Origin of the sequence: Kitasatospora sp. NPDC056446, assembly GCF_042796115.1 — a bacterium.
GTDB lineage: Bacteria > Actinomycetota > Actinomycetes > Streptomycetales > Streptomycetaceae > Kitasatospora.
Genome location: NZ_JBHTRF010000058.1, coordinates 42902 through 55179, shown reverse-complemented (window position 1 = coordinate 55179; position 12278 = coordinate 42902). Strand labels below are relative to the sequence as shown.

12 protein-coding genes are annotated in these 12278 nt (G+C 70.5%); 6 read left to right on the top strand and 6 right to left on the bottom strand.

Annotation, left to right across the window (positions count from 1 at the left end; all coding sequences use genetic code 11):
* Positions 1-65: 65 nt before the first annotated feature.
* Both ACFQ6N_RS29150 and ACFQ6N_RS29145 read right to left on the bottom strand, forming a co-directional pair.
* On the bottom strand, positions 66-287 hold the full coding sequence (locus ACFQ6N_RS29150) for a hypothetical protein (protein ID WP_380655248.1): 222 nt from the start codon (positions 285-287) through the stop codon (positions 66-68).
* A gap of 365 nt (positions 288-652) precedes the next feature.
* Positions 653-847 carry a helix-turn-helix transcriptional regulator gene (locus ACFQ6N_RS29145; protein WP_380655246.1) on the bottom strand — a complete coding sequence of 65 codons (195 nt, stop codon included), beginning with the start codon at positions 845-847 and terminating at the stop codon, positions 653-655.
* Between the two features lie 267 nt (positions 848-1114).
* Here ACFQ6N_RS29145 and ACFQ6N_RS29140 point away from each other — a divergent pair, with 267 nt between their 5' ends.
* The 4 genes from ACFQ6N_RS29140 (at position 1115) to ACFQ6N_RS29125 (ending at position 6302) form a co-directional block, all read left to right on the top strand.
* Positions 1115-1732 (top strand): helix-turn-helix domain-containing protein, encoded by a 618-nt coding sequence (locus tag ACFQ6N_RS29140; protein ID WP_380655243.1) that lies wholly within the window; start codon positions 1115-1117, stop codon positions 1730-1732.
* 276 nt (positions 1733-2008) lie between these two features.
* Entirely contained in the window at positions 2009-2392 is a 384-nt protein-coding gene (locus tag ACFQ6N_RS29135) for a hypothetical protein (protein ID WP_380655242.1), read from the top strand.
* A gap of 179 nt (positions 2393-2571) precedes the next feature.
* Complete coding sequence (locus ACFQ6N_RS29130) at positions 2572-3849, top strand: tyrosine-type recombinase/integrase (protein ID WP_380655239.1); 1278 nt, start codon at positions 2572-2574, stop codon at positions 3847-3849.
* Positions 3850-4460: 611 nt separating this feature from the next.
* The gene (locus ACFQ6N_RS29125) at positions 4461-6302 is read left to right on the top strand and encodes a ricin-type beta-trefoil lectin domain protein (protein WP_380655237.1); all 1842 of its coding nucleotides are present in this window, start codon (positions 4461-4463) and stop codon (positions 6300-6302) included.
* A gap of 65 nt (positions 6303-6367) precedes the next feature.
* Here ACFQ6N_RS29125 and ACFQ6N_RS29120 read toward each other — a convergent pair whose 3' ends face one another.
* The 3 genes from ACFQ6N_RS29120 to ACFQ6N_RS29110 all read right to left on the bottom strand — a co-directional run bounded on the left by ACFQ6N_RS29120 (position 6368) and on the right by ACFQ6N_RS29110 (position 10363).
* Positions 6368-7417, bottom strand: coding sequence for a terpene synthase family protein (locus ACFQ6N_RS29120; RefSeq protein WP_380655235.1), 1050 nt, complete (start codon positions 7415-7417; stop codon positions 6368-6370).
* A 414-nt stretch (positions 7418-7831) separates the two neighbouring features.
* Positions 7832-8929 carry a PP2C family protein-serine/threonine phosphatase gene (locus ACFQ6N_RS29115; RefSeq protein ID WP_380655232.1) on the bottom strand — a complete coding sequence of 366 codons (1098 nt, stop codon included), beginning with the start codon at positions 8927-8929 and terminating at the stop codon, positions 7832-7834.
* Positions 8930-9121: 192 nt separating this feature from the next.
* Positions 9122-10363, bottom strand: coding sequence for a cytochrome P450 (locus ACFQ6N_RS29110; RefSeq protein ID WP_380655229.1), 1242 nt, complete (start codon positions 10361-10363; stop codon positions 9122-9124).
* A gap of 110 nt (positions 10364-10473) precedes the next feature.
* On the opposite strand from ACFQ6N_RS29110, the gene ACFQ6N_RS29105 reads away from it, so the two are divergent.
* Positions 10474-10830 carry an arsenate reductase family protein gene (locus ACFQ6N_RS29105; protein WP_380655227.1) on the top strand — a complete coding sequence of 119 codons (357 nt, stop codon included), beginning with the start codon at positions 10474-10476 and terminating at the stop codon, positions 10828-10830.
* Between the two features lie 92 nt (positions 10831-10922).
* On the opposite strand, the gene ACFQ6N_RS29100 is transcribed toward ACFQ6N_RS29105, so the two are convergent.
* A complete protein-coding gene (locus tag ACFQ6N_RS29100; protein WP_380655224.1) occupies positions 10923-11393 on the bottom strand; it encodes a pyridoxamine 5'-phosphate oxidase family protein in 471 nt (156 codons plus the stop codon).
* A 138-nt stretch (positions 11394-11531) separates the two neighbouring features.
* Here ACFQ6N_RS29100 and ACFQ6N_RS29095 point away from each other — a divergent pair, with 138 nt between their 5' ends.
* A complete protein-coding gene (locus tag ACFQ6N_RS29095; RefSeq protein WP_380655221.1) occupies positions 11532-12092 on the top strand; it encodes a DUF1697 domain-containing protein in 561 nt (186 codons plus the stop codon).
* The last annotated feature ends 186 nt before the right edge of the window (positions 12093-12278 follow it).

Here is a 12278-nt window from a genome sequence, read left to right as displayed (position 1 = left end):
ACCGCCGCAGAACGAGAGCGGGGTGGCGCGGGGGGGGGGCCCCCCCCCCGGCCCTCTGCCTTTCGTCACTCCCTGGCCAGCGTCCCCCTGTCGGTGGTGGTCCACTCGGCGTGTTCATCCTGGCCGTCCGAGGGCGGCCACTGGACGTGAACACCTCCGGGGCGCACGTCGATGATCAATCCGCGCAGGTACTGGCCGGAGCCGTCCTTGGTCGTCGCCATCCAGTGCCGGCCTATCCAGGTGGTGGGAGGCTGCGCGGCGTAGCGGTCGTGGGTGATGTTGTTCATGGTGACTCCTGCGGTGCTAGGGGTGGCTTCGGCGCCGGTCTGTCGGGAGGAGCAGTTCCGGTCACGGTGGGCGGGGCGGGCTCGGGCATCCCGCTGGGCTGGCCAGCCCACAAGCGGACGGGCGGGCACGCCATCTCGTCATCGGGCGTCCCTGTTCCATCCGCAGCTGTCGCGCACCAGGCCCGCCGAGGCCCAGAGCCTGACGTCGGACGGCCGGTAGCGCCGCAGGCCGTCAGTGCTCTCGGTGTACCTGGGGCCGGTACCGATAGCGGCCAGGTCCCGCAGATGCGTGCTCGTGATCCCGAGGTACATCGCCGCGTCATCCACAGACCACCACGGGTGACGGCTCGTGCAGTGCTGTCGCTTCATCGCTGGCTCCCCGCGTCGGAGGAGCGGTCTTCCAGCCACCGCCGCACGTCGTGCGGGTCGTACCGCCTGCACCGCCCGACCTTGTAGCTCCGCGGTCCGGTGCCCTTCCAGTTCATCTGGTAGATCGTCTGCGTCGGCACACCCAGGAACTCCGCCAGCTCCGGCAAGGTCCACAACCTGTCCGCACTCATGAGTACTCACATCCATCTCGTTCGCCGTTTCGGCGATTGGCTTCGCCGTTTCGAACTGCTGGGATGAGCATCATCCGCCTGCGACCAAGTTGTCAATACGGCGATCTAATTCGCCTAATCGGCGAACGAGGGGCGATAGCTGCACTATGGCGGGGGCCTCGGATGCGCTGTGCGCCGTATCGGCGAGCGACCGCCTGTTGTGAGGCGTCGATTGCGCGATCGAGAGACGATGGGTAGAGTCGCCGATACGACGAGCAAGGAGGCCAGATGTCCAGCGACCCGGCTCTACCGGCGATGTCGGTGAGCGACGCGGCGGCACTCCGGTTGAAGGCGGCCCGGACAAGGCGCGGATGGACCACGAAGCAGCTGGCGAACGCCTGCCAAGAGGCCGGGGTCCCGAAGCTGACGGCCATCGTGCTGAACAACATCGAAACCGGCAGGCGAGACGCAGACGGTACCCGGAAGCGCGACCTGACGATCGACGAACTCGCGGCCCTGGCAGTGGTGTTGGATATTTCACCGGCACACCTGATGGGCCTGCCCGATGACGTCGAGCCGGGGACCGCCCTCCAGCTGACCCCACAACTCGCGGAGAGCGACCCCAAGTTGCTCCTGGAGTGGTTCTGTGGACAGAAGGCGCTGCCTGGAAGCGACTCGCGGCAGTTCTACTCCGCAGCCCTCCAGCGGATGCCGGCCAACGACGGCCAGCAGACGGTCGCGGACCTCACCCGCGCGGTACTCCAAGACCGGGCCGCCGCCCTGACCGAGGACTTCAACTCGGGGATGGCGGAGGCCCTGGCGAAGATCAACGCCGCGGTCGAGTCGGGCGCAAGCCCGGAGGAGATCGCCACCCTGCTCAAGCCGGGCCAACCCGGCTCACGGTAGGGCCCCACCACCTAGCGTCCGGCCATGCCGGACGCCGAATCCAAGCGAACCCGATTGCGTGCCCGACCGGCCGCACCCCTGCGGGCAGAGAAAGAGGCAGATTCATGACATGTACTCACCAGAGATCGGCAGAACAGCATGTACCCCTCTCGAATCGAGGACCGCGCTAGGCACGCGGACTACCAGCAGGCCGTCGCACGCGCTCGCGCGGCCCACCGCACTCCTCCGGCCCGGTACCGCGTCCGCTGGCGCGACGAAGCCGGCAGTCTCCGCAGCATGAGCCTGCCGACGCGATCACTCGCGACGGCCGCACAAGCTGACATCGCCCGCGGCTGGACACCGCTGACGCTCAACCGTCTGGTTGAGCTCTGGTCGGCCGTGCCCGCAATGCCCGCCAAGTCCGGCCCGCCGCGGTTCCCCAACCGCAGGCCGCTCGACCTGCACGCCCTGCCGCACCTCGGCGCCCGGCTCGCCGTGACGATCAGCCGATCAGACGTCGAGCGACTGGTGGCCGCACTTCGCGCCGAGGGCCGGTTGAGCACCGCCACGATCAACGGAATCCTCGCGACGCTCAAGCGTGCACTGGAGTTCGGAGTCCGGCGCGGCTTCCTCCCAAGCAATCCAGCACTCGGCATTCGCCCCCTCCCACGGCCGGCCTGATCTCTGTCACGGCGCCCCAGCCTCTGGCCGCCCCTCGTCTGCATCGCAACCACCAGCGCCACATGCGGACTACAGATAAACCATGCAACCCGAAGTGCGGCAGAATCCGCACATTCGAACGGGCAGAAAGAAGGAGTTATCACCATGGACCAAATCGCAATGAAGCACGGTGAAAACACATGTCTGAACCTTACGATCGCTGGCACAAGTCGCGCCCGGCCGCCGGGGAAAAGAAGTGCACGGCCCACAAAAAGGTAGCGTCGAGCAGCCACGGCCAAGGCAAGCGCTGGCTAGCTCGATGGCGGGACCACGATGGGAAGCAGCTCAGCGAGAGTTTCGACAAGTACGACGATGCCAAGCAGCATTTGGCAAAGATCGAGACGAGTGTCACTGAGGGCACCTACATCTCCAAAGATAAGGGCGCTACTCTCATCAAAAGCCTGGCGGAGCAGTGGCTGACAGACCTTGTCTTTCGGAACCCTCGAACCGAGCCGCAGTACATCGCTCGCGTGAATCGCTACATCATCGAACCGCTGGGGCATATAAAGATCAAGGACCTGATTCCTTCGCGCATCGTCTCGTGGATCAAGGGGATGCTTCGGACCATCGGAGAGACGTACGCCGGCCTGATTTTTAGCCATTTCAACTCCATCATCACGATGGCAGTTGACGACGGCCTGATCCTCAAGAATCCCTGTGCCTCACGCTCGGTCCAGCGTGTCAAGCCGAGGCGTCAGCGCAAGACACCAAAGGAACTTCCGGTGGACTGGGAAGACTCCGAAGGTATCAAGCAAAACCTTCCGGACCGATACAAGGTCACGGTCGACTGCGGCCGCGGCATCGGGATGCGGCAGGGCGAGATATTCGCGTTCAGCCCCGACGATGTCAACTGGCTCCACAAGGAGAAGGTCGTTCACATCCGTCGCCAGATTGCACATGACCGCGGCGTGATGGTATTTGCCCCTCCGAAGGGCGGCGGCGAGGACGACCCGAAGGACCGGATGGTTCCAATCGGAGACGATCTGGCGTTCCTTCTTTCCGAGCATATCCGCTTGTTCCCTCCGGTTGAGATCACACTCCCATGGATCGAAAAGAATGGTCCGCCGGTAACGGTGAAGCTGTTCTTCACGTCTCGCGAGCACAAGCCAATCAATAAGAACTACTACAACTGGCTCTGGAAAGCGGCCCTTGAGGAGATCGGGCTAATTCAGGCCCTGAATGACAAGCCGGTCGGCCGCGGCCGGCTGTGGGAAAAGTGCCGGGACAAGATGATGCACTCACTCAGGCACCTGTTCGCATCTGAGGCCCTGAACGAGGGAGTCGACATCTACACATTGGCCGATCTCCTTGGCCACGAAGACCCTGCCTTCACCCTCCGCAGGTACGTCCACCGGGTGGCGCGGTCGTTCAGCAAGGCTCGCGAGGCGATCGGTCGGCGCTACAAGCACGCCGCGTAGGATCGGTATCTGCGACAGCCTGGCGATCGTCGCGCCTTCCAGATCAGTGGCGCTGCGTAGCGGCGGGTGCGGGCGGCCGACACGATGCGCTCATCGTTTCTCAGCGTCTCTCGACACGGCTCATCCGTTGAAGCCACCGAGTGTGCACTGGTTGTGAAATGATCTTCCGCAGAACCCCTATTTTCGCAGGTCAGAGGCATGTTCGAGCTCTACTACGACCTCTAAAGGGCGTTCTGACTGACGGTCGGGCGTGATGCGCGGGCCGTCGGCGGCGCAGTCCGATCCGTGAGCCCGGCACCGTGGTGGTGTCGGGCTCGCGCGGTTTCCGGGGCGGGGTGGCGTTCGGATGGCGTCAGGCGGGTGGATCTTGCCGTATGGATTGTGTCAGGGGGCGCGGGGCGGGGAAATTCGGACGCCTACCATCCAACTTCGCCGAGAAGAAAGATGGTTCCGAATTGCCACCCCTTTCCCGTCTGAAACGTGCCCTGGCCTGCGGGGTCACCGCGCTCGCCATGGTCGCCGGGCCGGCCGTGCAGGCCGGGGCCGCGCCCGCGGCAGGCCCCGTGGACACGACCTGCGGAACCCCGGCTTCGCCGGGTGGCGGCAACTGCATGACCGCGTTGATCAATTCGGCCTTCGACATGATCAAGCTCATGCACAACGCCGCGAACCTCAACAAGCTGGACAACGCGGAGTTCACCCAGAACACGGCGACGAAGCTGAGTGCGAAGTTCCCGGGGTTCAACGTCATGGTGTTCAAGACCGTGGGCACCGACCTGTACGACACCGAGTGGTTCAGGAACGAGTACAAGGCCGACATGAAGGGGGTGCTGATCGACACCACCTACAAGCTCAACCACTTCCTGGACAAGGAGAAGAAGGAGCCGTCCGGCTACGACATGTTCCGGATCTGGGTGTTCCAGGGGGACTCGACCTTCCGCAACCGGGGTGACGGCGGCTACCTGAACTGGGCGTTCACCGGCAATGACGGCGACACCGTCAAGAAGGAGCCGTGGACCTGCCGTTCGGGCACCGCGCGGCCCTACAAGTGCGACGGCGACGTGCGCACCGTCCACTTCCCCGCGCGGTCCGGCTACGGCACCCGGACCGGCAGCCTGACCCCCGACTCCAGCGCCCCCGGCCACCACGCCTGCCTGGACGTCAGTGGCAACGGCACCGCGAACGGCACCCCCGTGCAGATGTGGGAATGCAACGGCGGTGACGCCCAGAAGTGGACCTACAACGGGTACAAGCTCCAGGCGGCCAACGGCAAGTGCCTCGACCTGGAGGCGAACAGGACCGCGAACGGGACCAAGCTCCAGGTGTGGGACTGCCTGGAGATCCCCGGTCAACGCTGGAACATGTCGCCCAGCGGCGGGTTCCGACACATGACGGACCAGGACGACCGGTCCAAGGACGTCTGCGTCGACGACTTCAGCGGCCGGACCGCCAACGGCAGCACGGTGGCCGCCTGGGCCTGCGGCTCCGAGGACCGGCGGGACGCGCCCAACCAGAACTGGGCCTGGGGCGGCACCCCGCCGACCACCACCCCGCCCACGCCCGGCGGGGGCGGCAACGGCGCCGAGGTGTACCTGAAGCTCGACAACGGCCTGGGCGCCGTCCCGGTCAACGGCTCCGCCGGCGCGTCCGTCGTCGCCGGGCTCCGGGGTGGCAACGAGTCCAAGTGGAAGATCGCCTCGGTGGGCGGCGGCCGCTACCGGATCACCAGCTCGTACGGGCTGGAACTCACCGAGAGCGGCGGCTACCTGGCCGAACTCCGGCCGTGGAGCGACTCCTCCGAGCAGAAGTGGGAACTCGTCGGGGTCGGCAACGGCAAGTACCGGATCCGGATCTCCGGCGACGACTGCCTCGCCCACGACGCCGACTTCAAGCAGCTCGGCGTGTGGACGTGCAAGCAGGACTGGCACCAGTCGTGGGTGCTGGAGTCCACGTCCGGCGGCGTGATCACGCCGACCGGCCCGACCACCCCGACGAAGCCGGACCCCAAGCCGAAGCCCGACCCGAAGCCGAAGCCGGACCCCAAGCCGGTCTCCGGCATCCCGACCGAGCGACCGCTGTTCCTGAAGCTCGCCAACGGGCTGGGCGCGTCGGCGCCCACCGAGACCGCGAGCTGGGGCGCGCCGATCGTGGGCGGGATCCTGGGGTACAAGGGGTCGACCTGGACGATCAAGCCGCTGGGCGACGACCGCTACCGGATCGTCAACGACCTCGGGTTCAACCTCACCGAGAACCCCGCGACCTACGTCGCCGAGCAGCAGGCCTGGGGCGACACCTCCAACCAGAAGTGGGAGTTCGTCAGCCTCGGCAACGGCAAGTACCGGATCCAGATCGGCGACGACGACTGCCTCACCCACGACTCCGACTTCAAGCAGCTCGGGGTGTGGAGCTGCGAGGGCGGCTGGAAGCAGGAGTGGTCCTTCCAACTCCTCTGACGGGCGGCTCTTGACGGCGCCCGGCCGGGCTCCGGACGCCGTGCGTCCGGAGCCCGGCGTCGTGTTCAGAGGACGTCCCGCTCCCCCGGTCGCGGTGTGAAGAGGCCCGGCCCGGTCGCACCGCTCGCCGCGGGCACCGGCCGGGTGTCCGGCGCGCTGTCCGGCTGGTAGCGCTCGGCGCGGGCGTGGTACTCGAAGTCGCCGCGCAGCAGGGACCGGTGGTGGTCGGCGTAGCGGTGCACGGCGGCGCGGACCGGTCGGGTGAGGCGGGCGGCGGCGAGTTGGGCGGGCAGCTGGCGCTCGGCGCTGACGGCCCGTTCGACGCACGCGGCCCGCAGGGCGTCGACCTGAGTGACGGCTTCCTGCACCGTCCCGCCCCGGTGGTGGCGCAGGACGAAGACGGCGTTGTGGTAGTAGCCGGCCGCGCCCTCCTTGCGGGCCGAGCAGATGTCGTTGTAGAGGGCGATGTGGTCGACCACCGCGTCGCGCAGGGCGACCAGCGCGGGCAGTTGGCGCACGTGGTCGGGCAGGTCGATGGCCGGCGGGAGCTCGAAGAGGTCGAGGAACATCCCCATGCCGATCGAGTGCCGGCGGTGGGTGAGGTAGTCCTCGGGGAGCGGCGTGTGGCCGGCGGCGCGTTGCACGGCCTCGCGCCAGTACGTCCACAGCCAGGCGGTGACGTCCGCGCGGAAGGCGCGGTGCCAGGCGGGCGACCGGCCCGCCCGGGTGCGCTGCCACAGGTCGGACAGGGCGAGCGCGGCCGGGCTGGTGGGGCGGCGGTCGCCGGCCAGGACGCCCGTCAGCTCGTCGATCGCCGCCCGGCTGCGGGCGAGGTCCTGGCCGCAGCCGTCGTCGTCGAAGGCGTCGTCGACGACGAACGCCCAGAACGTCCACTGGCAGCGCAGCGCGAGCGGACCCACGCCGGCGGTCGGGTCGGTCAGCGCGCACCACAGCTCCGACTGGGTGCGCCGCATCCGGCGGCGCACCTCCGGCGAGGAGCACAGGCCGAACTCCTCGGCCCAGGCCCACATCCGCGAGCCCGCCTCGTCCTGGAACGGGTTGCCGCCGGTCGACGGGAAGGGCATCCGGAAATCCGGAAGGGTGATCTGGTCCATGGCGCGCATGCTCCTGTCTGGTCGGGGCCGCACTACGACCGTGGAACCTTCCGACAGTTCGTTCGCACTGTCCAGTGGGCTCCGGTCCGTGCGCACGCCCTTCGGACCGGGGGCGGAGCGCCGCCGCGCGAGGGGCTCCGGTGCGCTGCCCGGCCGCCGGTCCGGTCGCGCCGCACGTCGGTTCGGCGAAGCCGCCGCTCCCCCGCGCACCGGCGCCGCCGACCGCCCCCGCTGGGGCGGATCCGGAACAGGACCGGCCGGACGGCTTCCGCCACCGCCGGGCCGCCGGCGTCGAGTCCTCCCCGAGGAGGCCTCGACCGGGACTGCCGCGCCGCGGTCGTCAGGCCCGGCGGGCGGGGGCCGCAACGGGCGGGTCCGCAGCGGGCGCGGCGGGCGTTACGGGCGCAGCAGGCGCTACAGGACGTCCGGGGTGAGGGCGAGGACGGCGAGGTCGTCGGCGAGCAGGCCCGCGTACCGGTGGACGTCCTGGGCCAGGAAGGAAACCAGCCGGTCCGGCTCGGTGGTGCCGAGGGCGGCGAGTCGCGGGGCGAGCGGGTAGAAGGCGCCGGTGGCGTCCCGGGCCTCGCTGACGCCGTCGGTGTAGAGCAGCACGGTGTGGCCCGGCGGCAGGGCGACGGCGGTCGGCTTGCCGCGCTCGTCGGCGGGCCCCAGGTGGCCGAGGCCCAGCGGCAGCTCGTCCGCGCAGGACACCGGGGAGATCGTGCCGCCGGTCAGCAGCAGCGGGGTGGTGTGGCCGCGGTTGACGATCTCCACGCAGTCGGAGCCCGGCCGGTACTGCACCAGGACCGCCGTGGCGAACAGCTCGTCGTCACCGCGCTCGGCGGCGTCGCGCAGGACCGCGCGGTCCAGCTGGTCGGCCAGCTCGACCAGGCCCGGGGTGTCGTACGCGGCCGCCCGGAACGCGCCCAGCACGTCCGCGACCGTGCGGACCGCGCCGAGGCCCTTGCCCCGGACGTCGCCGAGCAGCACCCGCACGCCGAACCGGGTGTCGCACACCTCGTACAGGTCGCCGCCGACCAGCACCTCGGCCTGCGCCGAGCGGTAGAGCCCGGCCACCCGCAGCCCGCCCGCCCGCTCCGGCACCGGCCGCAGCACGGTGCGCTGCAGGGTCTCGGCGACCGTACGGGCCTGGAGCAGGTTGCGGTCCTGCCGGGTGCGCTGCCAGGACAGGGCGGTGCCCATCACGCCGGAGAGCAGGGTGGCGATGTAGACCCAGACGTGGTGCTGCTCGTTGATGTGGCCCGCGCGCAGGGCCAGCAGGACCTGGAGCCCGAGCGAACCGCCGGTGGCGGTGGCGGTCAGCACCGGGCCGTAGCTGAACGCGGTCACCACGGGCAGCGCGGTCAGCAGGAACCCGGCGGCGACGGCGTCCGGGACGACGGCCTCGGCGATCAGGTCCAGCAGCAGCAGGACGACCGGGAGCCAGAGCACCCAGCGCGGCGCCCGGGGCGGCGGCACCGCGCGGCGCGGCGGGCGGGGCGCTGTGGGCACGGCGGGACCTCCTGGCTGGCGGCCGCCCTCGGGGGATCGGTCCGCAATGGCCGGTTTCGTCCCTCCATGCTCTCGTACGGGCGGCCCATCCACGAATGGCCGAACGTCCCGTTCGCGGGAGCCGGACCGGAGTCGGGCCTGGGCCTGGGCCGGAGCGGGAGCGCCCTGCCGGAGCGCCCCGGCCCGCCCGCGTCACCGCACGGTCACCGGCAGGGTCTGGAAGCCGCGCAGGATCAGCCGGTCCCGCCGGGTGGCCACCCCGCCGGGGGCGAGCCGGGGGAAGCGGTCGAGCAGCGCGGGCACCGCGACCTCGGCCTCCAGCCGGGCCAGCTGGGAGCCCAGGCAGAAGTGCTGGCCGCCGCCGAAGCTGAGCGGCTGGCTGTCGGTGCGGGCCGGGTCGAAGACCTCGGGGCGCTCGTACCGGGCCGGGTCGTGGTTGGCCGCGCCGATCAGCAGGGTCAGCGCGCTGCCGGGCGGGGTGGGCAGCCCCTCGACGGCCAGGCCCTCCTCCAGCGCGACCCGCCCGGTGGCCTGCACCGGGGAGTCGAAGCGCAGCACCTCGTCGGTGAAGCCGGCCGGGGTGACCGCGCCGCTGCGCAGCCCGGCGGCCGCCTCCGGGTGGCGGAACAGCAGGCCGAGACCGTTGCCGAGCAGGTTGGTGGTGGTCTCGAAGCCGGCCACCAGCAGCAGCACCAGGTTGGCCAGCAGCTCCTCGGCGGAGAGCCGCCCGCTGTCCTCGGCGGCGATCCGGGCGAGGTCGCTGACCAGGTCGTCCTGCGGGCGGGCCAGGCGCTCGGCGGCGAGCTCGGTGAAGTACCGCGACAGTTCGTCCGCGGCCCGGTCGGCGGCGGTCAGCTCGTCGAGCTCCCCGCTGATCTCCAGGACGACGGTCAGGTCGGAGGCGAGGTCCCGGAAGCGGTAGCGGTCCTGCTCGGGGACGCCGAGCAGCTCGCAGATCACCCCGACCGGCAGCCGGAAGGCGAAGGCGTCCATGAAGTCCACCGGCGAGCCGTCCGCGCCCTGCTCGGCCATCCCGTCCAGCAGCCGGGCCACCGCCTTCTCCACCGCCGGGCGCAGCGCGGCGACCCGGCGGGCGGTGAACACCGAGGCGATCAGCGAGCGGACCCGGGGCTGGTCGGGGGCGTTGCGCTGGAGGATCGAGCGGCCGAAGAGGGCCAGCGAGGAGTGCGCGAGGAAGTCCGGGGACAGGCCCGCCATCATGTCGGCGGTGGCGACGCCGAAGGCGGGCGTGCGCAGCACCCGGTTGACCGCGGCGTAGCCGCTCACCAGGTACATCCCGTCCCCGGCCGGAACCACCGGGCCGAGCTCCCGCGCCTTCGCGTACAGCGGGTACGGGTCGTTCTTGACCTCCGTCGTCATCAGCTGCTCGATGATCGCCGCGCCGTCCATCCGGTGCTCCCCTCCCGAGATCATGCTTCCTGGTGCGTGAACCGCCCGCGGGCACGCAGGAGTTCCCGGCCCGACGGCCGCCCGTCGCGGCCGGGGGCCGGGGCGGGCCCCGGGCGGTCGGTAGGCTGTGCGGCATGGAGATCTGGATCAACCCGCGCTGCGGCAAGTGCCGGACGGCCCTCGGCGAGCTGAACGCCGCGGGTGTCGTGCACACCGTGCGGCGCTACCTGGAGGAGCCGCCGACCGCGGACGAACTGGTACAGGTGCTGGAGCGCCTGGGCCTGGAGCCCTGGGACATCACCCGCATCGACGAGCAGGCCGCGAAGGACCTGGGAATGAAGGACTGGCCCCGGGAGGCGGGCGAGCGCGACCGCTGGATCGCGGCGATGGCCGAGCACCCCGTCCTGATCCAGCGCCCGATCATCACCACGGACGACGGCCAGGCCGTCGTGGCCCGTACGCCCGAGGCCCTCAAGTCCGTTCTGCCGTAGGGCACTCGGAAGCCTGGGCGCCCGGGATGCCCGAGTGCCAGCCGCACAGCCGCCCGGGCACTCGGCCGCCCGGGGCCGGTCAGTGGAGCCGGTCAGTGGAGCCGGATCGTCTCCACCGGCCGGCCCGGCCGCCAGTTGTGGACCAGCAGCTGATCGCCCTCCACGGCGGTGTGCACCACCTGGTCGAGGTCCAGCCGGAAGGCGTGGAACGGGGTGGGCGGCGCCTCCGGCAGATCGGCGGCGAACGCGGCGAGTTCGGCCTCGTCGGTGATCTCGACCGCCCGGCCGGCGACCTTGGAGTCCCCGCCGGCCATGGTCTCGTCCCCCGGGTGCGCGTGCAGGGCGAAGCGGGCGTCGCGCTGGAGGTCACGGGCCTTGACCGAGCCGTACATCGACCCGATCCACAGGTCGTCCCCGACGAACTCGACCTCCGTCCCGCTCACCCTCGGCGACCCGTCCTTGCGCAGCGTCGCCAGGACGTGGTGCTTCTCCGCCTCGAACCGGGCCCTTACCAGGGGCGCCAGGTCGGGAGCCTGCCGTTCGAAATCCTGCCAGGTAGCCATGGCGCCAGTCTGGCACCCGGCACCGACAGTCGCCGGTCCTCGGAGGCCGGTCGGCCCGGTGGCCAGGGCCGCCGTCACCGGCCACGGCCGCAGGCCGCCGCCCGGGCCGCTGTCACCCGCCGGTGCCAGACTGGCGGGGTGACCACCACGACCACGTACATCGCCTTCCTGCGGGCCGTCAACGTCGGCGGCCGCACGGTGAGGATGGAGCGGCTGCGGGCGCTCTTCACCGAACTGGGCCTGGCGGACGTCCGCTCGTACATCCAGAGCGGCAACGTCTTCTTCACCACGGAGGGGTCCGCCGCCGCGCCGGAACGCGCCGCGCTGACCGCCCGGATCGAGGAGCACCTGGAGCAGTCGCTCGGCTACCCGGTGCCGGTGATGCTGCGGACGGTGGACGAGGTGGCCGGCCTGCTCGCCGCCGAGCCGTTCCGCGGCGTCGAGGTGACACCGGACGTCCGGCTGCTCGTCGCGTTCCTCTCCGAGCCGCTGCCGCCCGAACTGGCCCGGCCGCACCGCTCGGCCAGGGGCGACGTCGAACTGATCGGCGCCGATCCGGGGGCCGCGTACCTGGTGATCCACCTCCGGGACGGCAAGTGGGTCACCAAGGACGTGTTCGGCAAGGCCTACCGGGGGTCGGTCACCTCCCGCTTCCTGCACACCACGGCGAAGATCCTGGCCGCCGCCCGCAAGCCCTGACCGGCCGCCCGCGCCGTCCGGGCGGCGCCCGGCCGCACGGCCCGAACGTGCCCGTCCGCAGGTCGCGCCGCCCGGCCCGGAGCCCCGTACGGCCTGCGGGAACGGCACGGAACCGCAGGCCCCGACGGGGCGTCTGGACTGCCGTGACGTACGAACCGTGGGCCCGCGCGCGCCGCTGTCTGGACA

What these genes read in the sequence shown, in the direction of transcription:
- ACFQ6N_RS29150 (WP_380655248.1), bottom strand. Translation starts at nt 287, where the DNA reads ATGAACAACATCACCCACGACCGCTACGCCGCGCAGCCTCCCACCACC.
- ACFQ6N_RS29145 (WP_380655246.1), bottom strand. Translation starts at nt 847, where the DNA reads ATGAGTGCGGACAGGTTGTGGACCTTGCCGGAGCTGGCGGAGTTCCTG.
- ACFQ6N_RS29140 (WP_380655243.1), top strand. Translation starts at nt 1,115, where the DNA reads ATGTCCAGCGACCCGGCTCTACCGGCGATGTCGGTGAGCGACGCGGCG.
- ACFQ6N_RS29135 (WP_380655242.1), top strand. Translation starts at nt 2,009, where the DNA reads ATGAGCCTGCCGACGCGATCACTCGCGACGGCCGCACAAGCTGACATC.
- ACFQ6N_RS29130 (WP_380655239.1), top strand. Translation starts at nt 2,572, where the DNA reads ATGTCTGAACCTTACGATCGCTGGCACAAGTCGCGCCCGGCCGCCGGG.
- ACFQ6N_RS29125 (WP_380655237.1), top strand. Translation starts at nt 4,461, where the DNA reads ATGACCGCGTTGATCAATTCGGCCTTCGACATGATCAAGCTCATGCAC.
- ACFQ6N_RS29120 (WP_380655235.1), bottom strand. Translation starts at nt 7,417, where the DNA reads ATGGACCAGATCACCCTTCCGGATTTCCGGATGCCCTTCCCGTCGACC.
- ACFQ6N_RS29110 (WP_380655229.1), bottom strand. Translation starts at nt 10,363, where the DNA reads ATGATCTCGGGAGGGGAGCACCGGATGGACGGCGCGGCGATCATCGAG.
- ACFQ6N_RS29105 (WP_380655227.1), top strand. Translation starts at nt 10,474, where the DNA reads ATGGAGATCTGGATCAACCCGCGCTGCGGCAAGTGCCGGACGGCCCTC.
- ACFQ6N_RS29100 (WP_380655224.1), bottom strand. Translation starts at nt 11,393, where the DNA reads ATGGCTACCTGGCAGGATTTCGAACGGCAGGCTCCCGACCTGGCGCCC.